The organism is Methylobacterium sp. GXF4 (assembly GCF_000272495.1).
GTDB lineage: Bacteria > Pseudomonadota > Alphaproteobacteria > Rhizobiales > Beijerinckiaceae > Methylobacterium > Methylobacterium brachiatum.
On sequence record NZ_AKFK01000086.1, the window covers coordinates 21,222 to 38,539 of the forward strand.

The window sequence follows — 17,318 nt, forward strand, 5'->3', positions numbered from 1 at the left end:
TCGACGGACCCGTCGATCGGACGAGCTTTATGGCCCCGGTCCGGACTCGACAATGCCGCGGGCACTCGTCCAAATACTTCAGAACTCTTTGAATCTGGGCCGCGGCGCGCCGGCGCGTCCGCGATCCCCCGCGCAACCGCCGATCGGGCACGGCCTTCCAATGCGCGGATCGCCCGTGTAAACGCGGCGTTCAACGACAATCCCGCCACGCGCGTCCGGGAGCAGGGCCGATCCGAGCCGTGCCCGACCGGGCGCGCTTGGCCTGAAAAGGCCGCCAATGCCCAAGCGCACCGACATCTCCTCGATCCTCATCGTCGGTGCGGGACCGATCATCATCGGGCAGGCCTGCGAGTTCGACTATTCCGGGACCCAGGCCTGCAAGGCGCTCCGCGAGGAGGGCTACCGGATCGTCCTGGTGAACTCGAACCCGGCGACGATCATGACCGATCCGGACATGGCGGACGCGACCTATGTCGAGCCGATCACCCCGGAGATCGTCGCCAAGATCATCGAGAAGGAGCGCCCGGACGCGATCCTGCCGACCATGGGCGGCCAGACGGCGCTGAACTGCGCCCTGTCGCTGCAGAAGATGGGCGTGCTGGCCAAGTACGGCGTGCAGATGATCGGCGCCACCGCCGAGGCCATCGACAAGGCCGAGGACCGGAGCCTGTTCCGGGACGCCATGACCAAGATCGGGCTCGACACCCCGAAATCGGCGCTCGCCAACGCCTCCGCGGCCAAGAAGGCCGACCGGGAGAAGTTTTTGGCCGAGATCGCCAGGATCGAGGCCGCCAACCCCGAGCCGCAGGCGCGCGCCGCGGCGGTCGCCGCCTTCGAGCGCAAGTGGCAGTCCGGGGAATCCGAGCGGCGCAAGCGCTACGGCGAGCACGCCCTCGGCCAGGCCCTGATCGCGCTTGCCGAGGTCGGCCTGCCGGCGATCATCCGCCCCTCCTTCACCATGGGCGGCACCGGCGGCGGCATCGCCTACAACCGCGAGGAATTCCTCGACATCGTCGAGCGCGGCATCGACGCCTCCCCGACCAACGAGGTCCTGATCGAGGAGAGCGTGCTCGGCTGGAAGGAATACGAGATGGAGGTCGTCCGCGATAAGGCGGACAATTGCATCATCGTCTGCTCCATCGAGAACATCGACCCGATGGGCGTGCATACCGGCGACTCGATCACCGTCGCCCCGGCCCTGACGCTCACCGACAAGGAATACCAGGTGATGCGCGACGCATCCCTGGCGGTGCTGCGCGAGATCGGCGTCGAGACCGGTGGCTCCAACGTGCAGTTCGCGATCAACCCCGAGAACGGGCGGATGATCGTGATCGAGATGAACCCGCGCGTCTCGCGCTCCTCGGCGCTGGCCTCGAAGGCCACCGGCTTCCCGATCGCCAAGGTCGCGGCCAAGCTGGCGGTGGGCTACACGCTCGACGAGATCGCCAACGACATCACGGGCGGCGCGACCCCGGCCTCGTTCGAGCCGACGATCGACTACGTCGTCACCAAGATCCCGCGCTTCGCCTTCGAGAAATTCCCCGGCGCCGAGCCGACCCTGACCACCGCGATGAAGTCGGTGGGCGAGGCGATGGCGATCGGCCGCTGCTTCGCGGAATCGCTGCAGAAGGCCCTGCGCTCGCTGGAGACCGGGCTCACCGGCCTCGATGAGATCGAGATCGAGGGGCTGGGGCGCGGCGACGACCACAACGCCATCAAGGCGGCGCTCGGCGTGCCGACGCCGGACCGCCTGCTCAAGATCGCCCAGGCCCTGCGGCTCGGCGTCAGCCACGAGGAGGTCCACGCCTCCTGCAAGGTCGATCCATGGTTCCTGGAGCAGATCCAGGCGATCGTCGACCTGGAGAACCGGGTGAAGGCCCACGGTCTGCCGGGGACCGCCGGGGCGTTCCGCCAGCTCAAGGCCGCGGGCTTCTCGGATTCCCGCCTCGCCGTCCTGGCGAAGATGGAGGAATCCGACGTCCGGGCGAAGCGCCGGGCGCTGGGTGTCCGCCCGGTCTTCAAGCGCATCGATACCTGCGCGGCCGAGTTCAAGGCGCCGACCGCCTACATGTACTCGACCTACGTGGCGCCCTTCGCCGGCACGGTGGTGGACGAGGCGCAGCCGACCGACGCCAAGAAGGTCATCATCCTGGGCGGCGGCCCGAACCGGATCGGCCAGGGCATCGAGTTCGACTATTGCTGCTGCCACGCCTGCTTCGCGCTGTCGGATGCCGGCTACGAGACCATCATGGTCAACTGCAACCCTGAGACGGTCTCCACCGACTACGACACGTCGGACCGGCTCTACTTCGAGCCGTTGACCGCCGAGGACGTGCTGGAGATCATCGAGACCGAGCGGCAGGCCGGCACCCTGCACGGCGTCATCGTGCAGTTCGGCGGCCAGACGCCGCTGAAGCTCGCCCGGGCCCTGGAGGCGGCCGGCGTGCCGATCCTCGGCACCTCCCCGGACGCCATCGACCTCGCCGAGGATCGCGACCAGTTCAAGCGGCTCCTCGACAAGCTCGGGATGAAGCAGCCGAAGAACGGCATCGCCTATTCGGTCGAGCAGAGCCGGCTGATCGCTTCCGAGCTCGGCCTGCCCTTCGTGGTGCGCCCGAGCTACGTCCTGGGCGGCCGCGCCATGGCGATCATCCGCGACGAGAGCCAGTTCGCCGACTACCTGCTCGGGACCCTGCCGAGCCTGATCCCGTCCGACGTCGTCGCCCGCTACCCGAACGACAAGACCGGGCAGATCAACACGGTGCTGGGCAAGAACCCGCTGCTGTTCGACCGCTACCTGTCGGACGCGGTCGAGATCGACGTGGACGCGGTCTGCGACGGGCAGGACGTGTTCATCGCCGGCATCATGGAGCACATCGAGGAGGCCGGGATCCATTCCGGCGATTCCGCCTGCTCCCTGCCGCCGCGCTCGCTCTCGGCCGAGACCATCGCGGAGCTGGAGCGCCAGACCACCGCGATGGCGCTGGCGCTCAAGGTCGGCGGCCTGATGAACGTCCAGTACGCGATCAAGGATGGCGACATCTACGTGCTGGAGGTGAACCCGCGCGCCTCCCGCACGGTGCCGTTCGTCGCCAAGGTGATCGGCGAGCCGATCGCCAAGATCGCCGCCCGGGTCATGGCCGGTGAGAAGCTCGCGAGCTTCGGTCTCAAGCGCAAGGAGCTGGCCCATATCGCCGTCAAGGAGGCGGTGTTCCCGTTCGCCCGCTTCCCCGGCGTCGACGTCCTGCTCGGACCGGAGATGCGCTCCACCGGCGAGGTGATCGGGCTCGATGCCAGCTTCGGCGTGGCCTTCGCCAAGAGCCAGCTCGGCTCGGGCACGCAGGTGCCGCGCTCCGGCACGGTGTTCGTCTCGGTGCGCGACGCCGACAAGGCCCGGATCCTGCCCAGCGTGAAGCTCCTCTCGGAGCTCGGCTTCTCGATCCTGGCCACCGGTGGGACGCAGAAATTCCTGGTTGAGAACGGCGTGCCGGCCGAGCGCGTGAACAAGGTCCTCGAGGGCCGGCCGCACGTGGTCGACTCGATCAAGAACGGCGACATCCAGCTCGTGCTGAATACGACGGAGGGGGCCGGCGCGCTGTCCGACTCGCGCTCGCTCCGGCGCGCGGCCCTCTTGCATAAGGTGCCGTATTACACCACTCTAGCCGGCGCGATGGCCGCGGCCGAAGGGATCAAGGCCTATCTAGAAGGCGATCTCCAGGTTCGCGCCTTGCAAGAATACTTCGCGGCCTGAGCCTCAGGGTCCCGCTGACTTAACTTCGTGGCCCGGGGAGAGTGCTACACTCTCGGCCGGGCCTCTTCATTGTGGCGCGAGACGATGACGATAGACAAGGTTCCGATTACGGTACGCGGATTTGCGGCTCTCGAGGAGGAGCTGAAGCACCGCCAGCAGGTGGAGCGCCAGCGCATCGTCGCGGCGATCGCCGAGGCCCGCGCGCACGGAGACCTTTCCGAGAACGCCGAGTATCACGCCGCCAAGGAGGCTCAGTCCCACAACGAGGGGCGCGTGATGGAGCTCGAGAGCATGATCGCGCGCGCCGAGATCATCGACGTGTCGAAGCTGTCCGGCGACAAGATCAAGTTCGGCGCCACCGTGAAGCTCGTGGACGAGGACACGGAGGAGGAGAAGACCTACCAGATCGTGGGCGAGCCCGAGGCCGACGTGCATGCGGGCCGCGTCTCGATCACGTCGCCGATCGCCCGGGCCCTGATCGGCAAGGGTGTCGGCGACACGGTCGAGGTCACCACGCCGGGCGGCGGCAAGTCCTACGAGGTCGTCGGCGTCCAGTACGGCGGCTGAGCGCGATGATCGCGTCCGCCCGCGGCTGGCTCGCCGGCCTCTTCCTGCTCTGCGGGCTGGCCTCCGCGGTGGCGGCCGGCGATTTTCCGCCGACCGCGGCCTTCTCCGACATCCGCGTCGATGTGCGGCCGCTGCGGGAGGCGGGCGCGGGCGGTCAGGCCGACGCGCTCGCCGCCGACCTGACCGCCGCCCTGCGCAAGACCTTTGCCGGACGGATCGGCGGGCGCGGGCCGCGGCTGGTCGTGGTCGTGAAGGCGCTGTCGCTGCGCCCCTATGTCGGCGGTGGCGCGCGGCGCGGCCGTGGCGGCAATCTCGAGACCGATTATCTGGAGGGCGAGGCGCTCCTCGTGGCGCGCGACGGGCAGGTGCTCGGGCGCCATCCGCAGATGACCGCGACGCCGTCGAGCTACGGCGGCGCCTGGTACGAGCCGGATTTCGAGCGGCGGCGTCTGTCGGTCATCGCCGACATCTACGCCCAGTGGCTCGCCCGCGATCTGCCGCGGGATTAGCCCAAGCTCGGCCCGCGGTGTAAGGCGTTCCCGATGAGAAGCATCGACGCGCCGGAGGCGACGCCCGCCCCCCTCGCCCCCCCGTCCGCGCGGCGCGCGCCCGCGCCCGAACTGTCCCAGGCCCGGGCCTGGATCATCACCGACGGCAAGGCCGGCGACGAGAACCAGTGCGTCGGCATCGCCGAGACCCTCGGCGTCCCGTTCGAGATTCGCCAGGTCCCGGCCGCCGGCCCGTTCGGCTGGGTCGCCCCCTGGGGGCCGATCGACCCGCGCGAGAGCCCGCGTCGCCGCAACGGCGCCCTGTCGGGGCCCTATCCCGACCTGCTGATCGCCTCGGGTCGCCGGGCGGTGCCCTATCTCCGGGCGCTGCGCCGCGCGACCGAGGGCCGGACCTTCACGGCCTTCCTCAAGGATCCCCGGACCGGGGCGGACAGCGCCGACTTCATCTGGGTGCCGGATTACGACGACCTGCGCGGCCCCAACGTCTTCACGACCCTGACCGCGCCGCATCTCGTCACCGCGGCCCGACTGGCCGCGGCCCGGGCCAATCCGGATCCGCGGCTCGCCAGCCTCGACGGCCCGCGGGTGGCGGTGCTGGTTGGCGGCGACAGCCGGCATCTGAGCTACCGCAAGACCGACATGCAGCGCCTCGTGGGCGAGCTGCGCAGCCTGATCGACCAGGGCTGCCGGCTGATGGTGACGATCTCCCGCCGGACGCCCAACCCGCTGCGCGACGCGGTCAAGACGCTGACCGCCGAGACCGGGGGCTTCCTCTGGGACGGCACCGGCGACAATCCCTACGTCGCCATGCTGGCGCTCGCCGAGGCGATCGTGGTCACGTCGGATTCGGCGAACATGGTGAGCGAGGCGGTGGCGACCGGCGCCCCGGTCCTGCTGTTCGACCTGCCGCGCACCTATATCCGGCATCGGCGGATGTTCGCCGGCCTGGCGATCGCCGGCGCGCTGCGGCCGTTCACCGGTCGCTTAGTGGATCTGCCGTACAAGCCGATCGACGCGACCCCGGTGATAGCTGAGGCGCTGGCCAAGGCTTACGCCGCGCACCGTGCGGCGGCCTCGACCAGCGGACCGACCTGAAGGGAACGAGAGAGATGGCCCACACGCATGCCAAGCTCGTGATCGTCGGATCCGGTCCGGCCGGTTACACGGCGGCGATCTACGCCGCCCGCGCGATGGTCGAGCCGCTGCTGATCTCCGGCTTCCAGCCCGGCGGCCAGCTGATGATCACCACCGATGTCGAGAATTATCCGGGCTTCGCCGAGGCGATCCAGGGCCCGTGGCTCATGGAGCAGATGCGGCTGCAGGCCGAGCATGTCGGCACCAAGATCGTCTCCGAATACATCACCGCGGTCGATCTGAAGCAGCGGCCGTTCCGGCTCGAGGCGGATTCCGGCGAGACCTATTCCTGCGACGCGCTGATCATCGCCACCGGCGCCCAGGCGAAGTGGCTCGGCCTGCCCTCCGAGGCGGCGTTTCAGGGCGGCGGCGTCTCGGCCTGCGCGACCTGCGACGGCTTCTTCTTCCGCGGCAAGGAGGTCGTGGTCGTCGGCGGCGGCAACACCGCCGTCGAGGAGGCGCTCTACCTCGCCAACATCGCCAAGAAGGTCACGGTCGTGCACCGCCGGGACAGCTTCCGGGCCGAGCGGATCCTGCAGGAGCGCCTGTTCAAGCATCCCAACGTCGAGGTGCTGTGGCACCGGGAGGTCGCCGAGATCTGCGGCGTCCAGAAGCCCGCCCCCACGGTCACTCACATCCGGCTCAAGGACCCGCGCACGGGGGAGATCAGCGAGGTGCCGGCCGACGGCGTGTTCGTGGCGATTGGCCACCAGCCCGCGACGGCGATCTTCGAGGGCCAGCTCCCCATGCGCCACGGTGGCTACCTGTCGGTGAAGCCCGGCACCACCGAGACCGAGATCCCGGGCGTGTTCAGCGCCTTCTCTGAACCAGGCAAGCCCCTGGACTGTATGTATTCAAACTCGACTGTCGGCTGGTTCGCAGACAACGAGAACGGTTCCGCTGCCGAATTTGAATGCGCAGCGTAAGACACTCTCAAGGCAGGCCTGTTTTCCCCCTCTGAGGCTCGTCATGACTAACCATCACACCCACGTCCTAATCATCGGGGCCGGCCCAGCCGGCTACAGCGCCGGCATCTACGCCGCCCGCGCCAATCTGAAGCCGCTCCTGGTCACCGGCCTGCAGCCAGGAGGCCAGCTCACCATCACCACCGACGTGGAGAACTACCCCGGTTTCGCGACTGCGGTTCAGGGTCCGGACCTGATGGAGCAGATGCGCCTCCAGGCCGAGCATGTCGGCACCAAGATTATCTACGACACAATCGTCTCGGTCGATTTGTCGCGGCGACCCTTCACGGCCATGGGCGATAGCGGTGATACCTACGTCGCCGAGACCCTCATCGCGGCGACCGGCGCGCAGGCCCGCTGGCTCGGCATCCCGTCCGAGCAGGAATTCAACGGTGCCGGGGTCTCAGCGTGTGCCACCTGCGACGGGTTCTTCTACCGCGGCAAGGAGGTTGTGGTGGTGGGCGGCGGCAACACCGCCGTCGAGGAGGCGCTCTACCTGGCGAACCTCGCCAGCAAGGTGACGGTGGTCCATCGGCGCGACCGATTCCGGGCCGAGCCCATCCTGCAGGACCGACTTTTCGCCCACCCCAAGGTCGAGGTCATCTGGGACCACGTCGTCGACGAGGTGCTCGGGGAGCGCCAGCCCGTGAAGTCGATGACGGGCGTGCGCCTGCGCCACGCCACCACCGGCGCGGTGCGGGAGATCTCGGCGCAGGGGCTGTTCGTCGCCATCGGCCACGACCCAGCCACCAAGCTGTTTCAAGGTCAGCTCGACATGGTGGAAGGTGGGTACATCAAGGTCGCCCCTTGGTCGACGAAGACCTCAACACATGGTGTGCTCGCAGCCGGTGACTGTGCTGAATTTGTATTCAGACAGGCTGTAGTGGCTGCTGGAATGGGGTGCATGGCAGCCCTCGAAGCCGAGAAGTTCCTAGCCGAGCACTCAGCGAACCCCGTGGTGCGTGCTGAGGAGAAGCGTGAGGCCGAGATGATCGGCGCTTACGATTGAAAGTCTCCAGGATCGCTGCCTTACCGAGTTCGAGCCATCTCGGCTGCACCAGCTCAACGACCCATTTTTTGCGTACTGAGTTTCGCTTGAGCCTGACCTCCTGCGCGTCCCCTCGCATCATCACCCTGGCATAGCCGTGCTCGCCCGCAAGGCATCCACGCACTTCGTGCGCGGACCCTCCTTGCGGGCTGCGCGCGGCGATGCCGGACGGGCGATGCGAGGGGACGGCTCCGGAGGTCAGGGGTTGCGGGACACCTCCGTCTGGGCTGACGCCCAGGAAAAACCGCTTGCTCAGGGACTCACCAAAGGTCAGGGGGCGGAACGCCTTCCCATCCATCAGCGCGGATCTGGTTGGCCAGCAGTTATCGAAGACGCCTCAGGCCAGGGGGAAATCGCACCCGGTGAGCCGGCGCTGGAATGCCGGCGCACGCTTCATGATGGTCTCAAGGGCAGCCTCCTCCCCGACGAGAACGGCAACCTCCTCGGCTCTCGTCACGGCGGTGTAGAGCCAGCTGGGATCCACGTTCGGCGCATCCACCAGGGAGATCACGACCGCACGTGCTTGGCTTCCCTGCGCCCGGTGGCACGTGATCGCATAGGCAAGAGCTAGATCGATCAGTGCGCCGCCGGCGAACTGATGCTCCTCGCCGTCGAACGAGCATGTGACCGAACGCGTTTCCGGATCGACACCTGTAACGACGCCGAGGCTCCCGTTGCGCAGGCCGCTCTCATAAGCGTTACGCTGGAACGAGATTGGGTCACCGGTGGTGAACACGTTTCCGGAGTACCCGGCGACGGAATGTTCGACCTCATCCCGACCGAGTGCGGCTCGCGCCGAAGCGTTAAGCCGCTGGAATCGGTGGTTCAACTCGCGGACCGTCCCGTCGGCTTCGTCACTCCGGCCGTTCACGGCGGCCAGGACCATAAGCGCCTCGGGTCCGCCGCCGAAGCCACCGAGATCGAGGGCGACTCGTTCAATGGCATCGCTTACCGCACCCTCCTCGGCGGCTAGGAACGAGACGCCCGCAAGGCCGGCCCTGTATCGCTTTAGCGTTGGGTGGTTCAGTGACCGTATCGACCGCGAGACTGCTGGGATCCCGGAGCGGTCCTCCTGGCGTCGAACAATCTCAAGCCTGGCCGTCACTGCATCCTGCAAGACGAGGTGGTGAAAAACCAACCCAAAGCCCACAGGAGGCAGCTGGAACTCGTCCCCGACCATCACAAGACGGCAACCTGGAGGCATGGCTTCGATGACCTGATGCATCTGGCCCAAATCGACCATGGATGCCTCGTCAATCACGAGGAGGGTGTCAGCGGTCAACTCGGGAAGCTCGCGTTCCGGCGCTGGCAGGTCGGCTTCGGCCGGGGGCTTGCCCCAGTGGGTCTCTCCGTTCTTACGCTTGAGCAGCCCTAGGAGGAGCCGGTGAATGGTCAGGGCGGGGCGAGCGTCGGGTCTGGCCCGGCCAGCACCGGCCCCGAGGCGCATTGCCGCCTTCCCGGACAGAGCCGCGAGCTCGACGTGTCCTCCGAGCAATTCCCACAGGTCCACGATGGCTCTGCAGGTGGTGGTCTTGCCCGTCCCACCCCCACCGGTCAGGCAGGAGAACTGGCGCTCGACCGTCGCCAGCACGGCGTCTCGCTGCTCCGGGAAAAGCTGCCTTCCGCGCCGCTCCACCATGGCCAGCATCCGTCGAAGGTCCGGTCGAGCAGGGATCCGAATACGCGATCTTTCCTGCCCCCTAGCCAGCGCCCTGAGACGGGCGAGGACCTCCTCTTCCATGACGGCACAGCCCGGTGCACGCCAGCGGTCGCCGGCATCCACGATGGCATTGGCGCCGAGCCCGGCGTGCAGGACCGGGCATTCGAGATCGCGCTCGTCGTCAAGGTCGAGCTTCCTCATCACGCGAGCCTCGAAACCGGCCTTCAACACGGCGGTGTCGCCTCGCGAAGCTGCGTCCTGCATCACCACGTCGATGGCTCCAACGATGCGTTGGCGGCATCCGGCGGGATCCGTCGCGACCCCGTTCCTCAACGTGATCCGTTGGGCGATGGGGTCGAGGCGTGCCCAAGGGATCACGGATGCGAGGACGTAAGGGTTGCGGCGCATGAGCTCTACGGCACCGGCGCCCAGGAGCCGCGAGATCAGGCGCGCGGCCCGGACATCCTCGACCCCCTGCTCCTCCAACCATTTGACCGTCTCGTACTCCCCCTTGACCTCGTCCCATTGCCGAACGACGGCCACGGCAACCCGGATCGCGAGGTTCGGACGGTCCGGATCTATAACCTCGGCGAGCTTCTCGACGGACACACCGCCTTCGAACACATGGTCGAGGTTACGGTCGAAGGCCTTCATCAGCCGCTCTGCACGACCGGGACCCACACCCGGGATGCGCTCCAGCCAGGGGCCGACGAGGCTGCCGGATGGCAGAAGCCTTCGGAAGGCGTCGCCGTCGCCGTGCAACTGCCAGCCGTGAACCTGATTCGGGCGCCATTCGCCGCGAACCTCATAGACCTCGCCGATGACGGGCAGGAACTCGCGGCCTTTTCCGACCACCTTCAGGCGCGCGCCATCCTTCCTTCTTCCGGAGAAGACGGTGATCCCGTTCCCGGACCAGAGGATCGATGCCACCTGGAGCGTTACGGATTCCGGCATCATTCGCCGGTGTCCTCCACCCGCATCACCACGCCGGTTCGCCGCATCAGGGCGAAGCGCTCGCGGAGACGCTGGTTCTCCGCCTCCTTCGCGGAGAGCTCCCGCTCAAGATGCGCGATCCGCGCCTTGGCTTGCGCATGGCCCTCGCTCTGCACTTTCACGTCCCGGCCCAGGCGCGCCATCCGGGACTGAACCGCGTCGTCCGCTCCGTCGTCTGGCGTTCGCGAACCCACAGCCTTGAGGCCTTGTGCGACTGCGACCGCGTTGATCTCGTGCGCCCACTCCTTGTTCGCGTAGACGTACTGCCAAGCGGAACTCGGCACCGAGCCGCCGCGGTCCGTGGCCCAGTCCCGGAACTCGCGCATGAGGGAGCGGACGTTGACCTTTCCGTCGGCCGTCGCCGGCAAGGTCGGAGTGACGCGGCCGCCTTGGTCCCATTCCGCGTCCTTCTGGTCGAGATAGGTCCGCAGCTCCTCCAGGAGCGCCGGCAACGTCGCGGGACGTGCCATCAGTTCTGCTCTCCTCTGTGAAGCTGCCCATTGGCTTGCTGACGACGCATCCACTCCAGGAACGGCGTCGTATCGGGACGTGCGGCGACGATCCTCCGTGACCCGCTCTCCGCGTCGTCCAGGATCTCGCCGCGCGCCATGTCCAGCATGACGCCGAGCTCCTTATCGGCGAGCCGGTTCAGCAACCTCGCCAAGACGGTTGCCGTCCTCTCGAAGGCCGCGTTCGCGGCCGTCGCCGCCCCTGCGTCATCAGCTAGAACCTCACGCGCGTCCGGGACGTCGGAGATCCCCTGGCGCTCGACCATCCTCTTGAGGCGCAGGTTCTCCCTCCTGAGTGCGCTCGCCTCGATCTGCGCCGAGACGGCTTGGACCTGAAGCTCGGCCCGCGGCGCGGTCTCGCTGACGGGTCCGGTTATGAGGCCGGGGTTCAGCCGGATGTGCTCCCAGACTGCTTGGCGATAGCGCGGGTTGCGCTTCACCGTCGTCGGGTCGACGCCGGCGCCCTGGGCGACGGCCCGCACGACGGCGTCAAAGTCGTCGTAACGCGTCCGTTTCGGCAACGCCTTCAGGACGCGCTGGACCTTAGCAAGCCGCTTATCGGCAGCCGCCCGCTGGTAGTCCCTGAAGTTGTTCTGTCCTTTGCGCGCGCCCAAGTTACGCCTCCGCCGGCCGATGGAGGCGTAGGGGCCCGATATCGCGGCCGAGCACCTGGTCGCCTTGAACCGCCGCAAGGGCCGCCCGGAAGGTCGGGGCGATACCGTGGGCCTCAAGGCCCAGGCGGAGAGCAGACAGGAACGACTTGACCGGGTCGTCCTCCAAAAGGTCGATCTCAGCCTCCAAGGCACGCGGGGAGGCAAGCAGCCTTTGGCGGAGCTGGGCCGCCTGCGCACGGAGGGTCGGCGTCTCGAAGGCAGAATGCCCTTCGCTGTCACAGATGCGCTGGAGGATGAACTCGGCCATCTCGGAGTTCCGAGTAACCATCCTCAGGTGCAACCTGACGGCATCGGGCATCCCGACCTGAAACTGTCCGGACGCGTCCGTCGCTGGTCCGTCGCCGTCGGTCGGGAGGTTCCGGAGGGCGTGCGTGAGATTGAGCAGGGAAGCGCGCCAGCCCTCATACTCCATGACGTCGACCCGGCGACGGTACTGGACCTCCTCGACGGTTGGCGACGGCTCTCCGCGAGCTCGCATGCGGTTGAGGACTTTCGACGCTTCCCTAACCTGCTCAAGGAGATGGCGCATCCGAGCCGCTATGGACGGCAGGTGATCCACGGATTTGACGGCCAGGGGGCAGAGCCCGCATCGACGCGGTTCGACGATGACGTCCATGATGTTCGACGGGCACATCTCGCCGACCGGACAGATGTGCGTCTCGCGGAAGACGACCTGCCCCATCGGCGTCGAGCGAAGCAGTTCCACGCCGTCGGCATCCGGCACCTCCTCGTTGAGCAGGGAGAGCGTCTGGAAACCGAAGGCCGCTTCAGTCTTCGAGCGGTCGGCCTCGAAGCTTCGGCGCAAGGCGCTGTTGACGTGATCGGCGCGGATATGGACCGGATTTTCCGGATCCGGGACCCAGAGTGAGTTCGCGGCCGCGAGTATCTTCTCGCCGACCTTTTCCTCGCTTTCGACGGTGTAGTGGTACGTCGTCGCCTTGTTGGTCTGCCCGACCAGCCAGCCGGTTACCTCGATGGGCAGGATCCCGGACCGCGCCGAGATGAAGGTCGAGCGCGCCGAGTGCGGTGTGTGCCTGAGCCTGATTTTCAGCGGACAACATGGTCTCCGCTCGGCTCCGTCGACGTGCACGGTCACCTTCGGCGTGCCGTTCACCGGGTCCAGGTCCGGTTCGAAGCGCCACATCCTGAGGGGCTCGCTGTCCGGTACGTTATGGCGGTACCAGTCAGCGAAGCCGAGGATCAGACGCTCCCAAACGAGCGCGTAGGACCGGTCCCCGACGGGATAGTCGGATTGCGGGCCGCGGAAGAGCGGCAGGATGGCCTCAAAGCGGGTGTGGTCCCTTCTCTCGTAGTGCACGGGGCGGTCGATGAAGCCGTCCGCCATCATGGCCTGATAGGCTTCCTCGCGAAGCAGCAGCTCGTAGGCCCTACGCACAATCAGGGTTTTCCAGGGACGATCCCTCACCTTGTCCGTGTTCACAATCAGCGGAACGAGTTCCGCGGTTGCCGTGTCGGCATCGACCAGGGACCTGTAGGTCTTACGGCAAAGCCATTGCAGGCCTTGGAAGCGAATGCCCGTTTCCAGGGCGGCGATGACGAGCCTGAGCCCCGAGAGCTGGGGCAGGAACGCTTTCACGCTCCCTTGGCCGTCAGGCCCATTCACGAACCGCTCCTCCCAAGAAGCGACCATTGGCACGCTGTCGATCTCGTAGCGACGTCCGTCGTAATCGAACCCAACCTCGGCATCGAACCGATCAGGTTGGTAGGTTCCGTTGTTGCGGTGGATGGACCGGATAGGCGTGCGGAAGTGGTCCGAGAGATTGCCCGCGAGGGAGCGCTCGCTCAGTTCGAGGAAGAACGCCTCGCATGCATAGGCGTAGCGCAGCAGGAACGGCAGGACCGACGAAGCGATGGGATCCTTGTTCGTCTTCTGAGCTCCACGCACAACCTTACGGTCGAGGTCGGGCACGACGGGATTAGCGAAGTCGGATCTCTCCAGCCTAAGCCTTGGCGCGTCGCCGCGGCAGAACTCGAAGAACTTATGGCTGTCGGCGATGAAGCCGTTGAACCCGTCCCTGCCCTTCCCATGGCGTGTCTCTTCGAAGAACTGCAGCAGGGGCAGCGGCGCGGCCTCGCCCTCGTTGCCCTCGACCCAATGGCCGAACCGAGAGAAGACGGAAGGATCGACCGGCACAGGGGCTTCGATGCCAGGGTGCAATTCCTGCCACCATGGCAGGTAGCAACCCAGATAATCCTTGAAGACGTACCGGAACGACTCCCAGCCCGTTGCCGACTCGAAGCCTTGTTGCTTCCGCCGCGCAAAATAGCGTTCGAACATGTCGTTCCACGTTGCCCAGATGCCTGCCGGAAAGGCATGCATCCGCGCCGGGTACGCGTTGTCTCTGCTACGTGAAACGCCGCGGCCGCGCAGCATTCGCGTATAGGCGAGGATGTCCTCCGGCGCGTTCACCCTGTCGGCGGCCGCCTCGAACTTGACCTCCACAAGGGTCTTCTCGCCATCGAGGATCTTCTGCCGCAGATCGTCCGGCCGGTCGTGCTCGATTAAGTCAACCTGGGCGGCCGCGATGCGCCGAGTAGCAACGGCTTTGCTCCTCTCCTTCATCGCCCGACGTCGTTCGTCAGCACTGAGGATGAATTGCGAGGGCTTGACGTCGACGACCCCGCGTCGGGCGCAATCGATCCAGTAGAGATAGGCCTTGATGTCGGCCTCAGAGTACCTGAACCCGTTGCCGGTCCCTGCCTTGTGCCAAGCCCAGAGGGCGGAGGTGAACGGGGAGTACGGATTGCGGCGACGGAGACCCAGGACCTCGCGCTTCCGGAAATCCTCGCCGAGTTGCAGGCTGAAGGGCCCCAGCATGTCCAGGTCGATGTCGGCGAATGTGCGCCAGCGCGTGGCAAGAGCCAGGCTCACGCCGAACGCGGCCATCTCCCGTTCATGGTTGTCGATGTGGCAGGTGACCACTGGCGGGAGAATGGCCTTGATCTCGCCGTTGCGGAAGGAACTTCCAAGCTTGAAGCTGAGGGGCAGCAGCACGGCTCCTTCGCACCAGAGCTTGAGGTAGACGTATTTCAGCCACCGGTTAACCGTGATGAGTTGGCTTTTTGCGTCCGAGGTCAGCCGCAGCGCTGCCTTCGCCTTCGCAAGGATCTCCTCGTCTTGTCTTCCCTGAGTGAAGCCTTCGAAGAACGTGAACGCGTCGGCGAACTCCTGTCGCGTCATCTCGTCGATAGTTGCCAGCCGCGCGTCGAGGACCTTTTCCAAAGTCGCGGCGCCGGTAGACGTTTCGCCACGCTCACGCCGGGCCAGATCATACGCGGATGCCTCCTGGACGTACCGGACGAACAGCGTCCGCAGTTGTCCCTCGTTGGCGAAGAAGGGCAGCAGGTGGGGTGAGGGGTTGATCACGGGAGCGTCGGCTCGGAGGGGCCGCGCCAACGGGTTTCCGGGACGGGAGGCACTTGAGCCGTGTCCGGCTCGGATGCGCGGCCGCGTTTGCTCTGAACCATGGATGCGCCCACGCGAATGGCCGGCGCACCGCCTCGACGCGGGGGATGCCCCACGCGCGCGGAAAGGGTCGGTCGCCGGTCGCATCAACATCGACGGGTTTCCTTCAAAGGTTGTTAAGGCCGCTGAGGGTGGCGCGCCACGGATTTCGCGACGGCCCGCTTTCGACCGTCTCGATGAGGCGTTCGAACGCTAGCGAAAGGATCGCGCGGTAGCGCACGGGGCGGCCGCGCCAGCGGTCGGCCTCGGACGTCGAGCCCGTCAAACGTCAGGCGGGATTGTTTGATGTCAGGTAGTTCAAGCCGACCAGCGAATGCGTGCGTCGGAAGCCAAGGGAAGTTTCCCGTCCGTCACGCAACGTGAACGAGACACAGGAACTCCCATCCATGTCAATCAAAGTGAATTATGACACTAAATGAGCAGAATTGTCAACTTAACAGGTTGATATAGTTAATCCTACTCCGGGCGAATGCCCTGGGGCATTACGATGCGAAGCGGCCCTGGCCGTCTATCTGGTTCGCCACCTCCCGGAGGCGGCTGGCGATGCTTGCCGGCAAGAGGGCAAGGTTGTCACGGATGTCGCCGGGCACGCCGGAGAAGATCGCGTCGTTGGCTGCCTCGACCTTAGCCTCCAGCAACACTCGGTCGTGGCGCGCGTAGACGGCCGTGCTCTCCACCCTTCTATGTCCCATCAACATCTGCACTTCCGTTAGCTTGAGGCCAGGGCCGCCGGGCACGGGCAGGTAGTTCAGCATGTAAACGCCGTAGCTGTGACGGAGCGAATGGAGGGTCCACACGTGTCGCGGAGCTTCCTTCGGGCCAGGAACCCTCGACCGCACGACCGCTTTTTTGAACTGTTTCTCAAGGGCCGTATCGCTCGCCTCGACCAGGGGCCTCCCGCGGCCGGAACCGTCAATCTTCTTGAAGAGATGCTCCTCCACGGCGGAGGCCGATGGAACAAATTCGGTTCGTAGGTAGCTGTCGAGAGCTTCCCAAAACACGGTGCGCAGGGGCTCGAAAAGGTAGACCCGACTCATGGCGCGCCCCTTGAAGCGCACCTTTTGGCCGGGCGTCATCTCGCGTCCAAACCGGTGGTTTGCCGGATCGAACACCCAAACCTCGCCAGTGGCGGCATCGACGTCGGACAAGCGCAGGTTCAACGCCTCGTGGATGCGCAGGCCGCCGCCGGCTAGGAGCGCCCAGAGCGCGCGATCCCTGTGGGAGCGCGCCTCGCTTAGGAGGTCGCTAAAGCGTCCAAGAGGAAATTCCTTGCTCTCAAGGTCAACCTGGACCTCGCCCCGCAGCGGATTTCGCAATCTTCGAGGACGCACGAGCTTGTCCCGGACCCGTACGACCGCGCCGATCATTGTCTGCTGCCTGAGGCGATCCCTTTCTGCTCTGCTCCAGCGCACGACGCCCTCGATGGCCGCGAAGGTGATGCGCATATCCAACCAGTCGGCGGTGAGTTGGCCGTCGCGGAGCGTCTGCTCCGTCTTCAGCGCCTCGTCGCGCGAGAACCGGAGAAAGTGGTTCACGGCCGCCAAGACGGGGGTGAAGCTGTTCCTGGCTAAGCCTAAGTGAAAGCCGATCTCCTCCGCGTATGTCGCGAGGGAGGGAAGCTCCGGCCAGTCGACGGCGGAGCCGTCTCTCAGGAAGACGGGGTACGCGTCCACAGCTTCAGCGATGTCGGACGGTTGGGCCGGCACCCCGAATGCCCGGCACTCGATGAGGTAGTCTAGGAAGCGACCTGCGGCCTCGTGATAGCGCTTGATGGTATCCGCGCTGTAGCCCCTGCCGTCCAGGTGTTGATTGAAGCGCGACAGAGCCTCGACCTCGACGCCTTGGTCGTCGATGTAGACCAGCCGCAGATCCCCTCGTGAGCCCGGGACGTTCAAACGGGTAAGATGCTTCAAGGACATCGCCAAGGTCCATTTGAATATGCAGCGCTCTACGGCGGCATCACCATGGCTCAATCATACGACATAACGCCTTGAAATCCGGTGCATTTCTATGGTTTCCGC

At 66.2% G+C, this 17,318-nt stretch carries 11 protein-coding genes; 6 read left to right on the forward strand and 5 right to left on the reverse strand.

Annotated features, from left to right (window positions below; genetic code table 11):
• The first annotated feature begins 277 nt into the window (after positions 1-277).
• The 6 genes from carB (at position 278) to trxB (WYO_RS24820) (ending at position 7,935) form a co-directional block, all read left to right on the forward strand.
• The gene (gene carB, locus WYO_RS24795; RefSeq protein WP_007567777.1) at positions 278-3,751 is read left to right on the forward strand and encodes a carbamoyl-phosphate synthase large subunit; all 3,474 of its coding nucleotides are present in this window, start codon (positions 278-280) and stop codon (positions 3,749-3,751) included.
• A 90-nt stretch (positions 3,752-3,841) separates the two neighbouring features.
• Positions 3,842-4,318 (forward strand): transcription elongation factor GreA, encoded by a 477-nt coding sequence (greA, locus tag WYO_RS24800; RefSeq protein WP_193375366.1) that lies wholly within the window; start codon positions 3,842-3,844, stop codon positions 4,316-4,318.
• Between the two features lie 5 nt (positions 4,319-4,323).
• Positions 4,324-4,827, forward strand: coding sequence for a hypothetical protein (locus WYO_RS24805; protein WP_007567781.1), 504 nt, complete (start codon positions 4,324-4,326; stop codon positions 4,825-4,827).
• A gap of 33 nt (positions 4,828-4,860) precedes the next feature.
• A complete protein-coding gene (locus WYO_RS24810) occupies positions 4,861-5,922 on the forward strand; it encodes a mitochondrial fission ELM1 family protein (protein ID WP_007567782.1) in 1,062 nt (353 codons plus the stop codon).
• Positions 5,923-5,936: 14 nt separating this feature from the next.
• Positions 5,937-6,887, forward strand: a complete 951-nt coding sequence (gene trxB, locus WYO_RS24815) for a thioredoxin-disulfide reductase (RefSeq protein WP_007567784.1) — start codon at positions 5,937-5,939, stop codon at positions 6,885-6,887.
• 43 nt (positions 6,888-6,930) lie between these two features.
• Positions 6,931-7,935 carry a thioredoxin-disulfide reductase gene (gene trxB, locus WYO_RS24820; protein ID WP_007567786.1) on the forward strand — a complete coding sequence of 335 codons (1,005 nt, stop codon included), beginning with the start codon at positions 6,931-6,933 and terminating at the stop codon, positions 7,933-7,935.
• A 376-nt stretch (positions 7,936-8,311) separates the two neighbouring features.
• Here the strand turns inward: trxB (WYO_RS24820) and WYO_RS24825 are convergent, their stop codons facing one another.
• The 5 genes from WYO_RS24825 to WYO_RS24845 all read right to left on the reverse strand — a co-directional run bounded on the left by WYO_RS24825 (position 8,312) and on the right by WYO_RS24845 (position 17,216).
• The gene (locus tag WYO_RS24825) at positions 8,312-10,591 is read right to left on the reverse strand and encodes an AAA family ATPase (protein ID WP_007567789.1); all 2,280 of its coding nucleotides are present in this window, start codon (positions 10,589-10,591) and stop codon (positions 8,312-8,314) included.
• Entirely contained in the window at positions 10,588-11,097 is a 510-nt protein-coding gene (locus WYO_RS24830; protein ID WP_007567791.1) for a hypothetical protein, read from the reverse strand. The genes WYO_RS24825 and WYO_RS24830 overlap by 4 nt, the downstream gene beginning before the upstream one ends.
• A complete protein-coding gene (locus WYO_RS24835; RefSeq protein ID WP_007567793.1) occupies positions 11,097-11,750 on the reverse strand; it encodes a hypothetical protein in 654 nt (217 codons plus the stop codon). The genes WYO_RS24830 and WYO_RS24835 overlap by 1 nt, the downstream gene beginning before the upstream one ends.
• Before the next feature lies 1 nt (position 11,751).
• The gene (locus WYO_RS24840) at positions 11,752-15,198 is read right to left on the reverse strand and encodes a hypothetical protein (RefSeq protein WP_007567795.1); all 3,447 of its coding nucleotides are present in this window, start codon (positions 15,196-15,198) and stop codon (positions 11,752-11,754) included.
• A 581-nt stretch (positions 15,199-15,779) separates the two neighbouring features.
• Positions 15,780-17,216 carry a site-specific integrase gene (locus WYO_RS24845; RefSeq protein ID WP_007567797.1) on the reverse strand — a complete coding sequence of 479 codons (1,437 nt, stop codon included), beginning with the start codon at positions 17,214-17,216 and terminating at the stop codon, positions 15,780-15,782.
• Positions 17,217-17,318 lie beyond the last annotated feature (102 nt).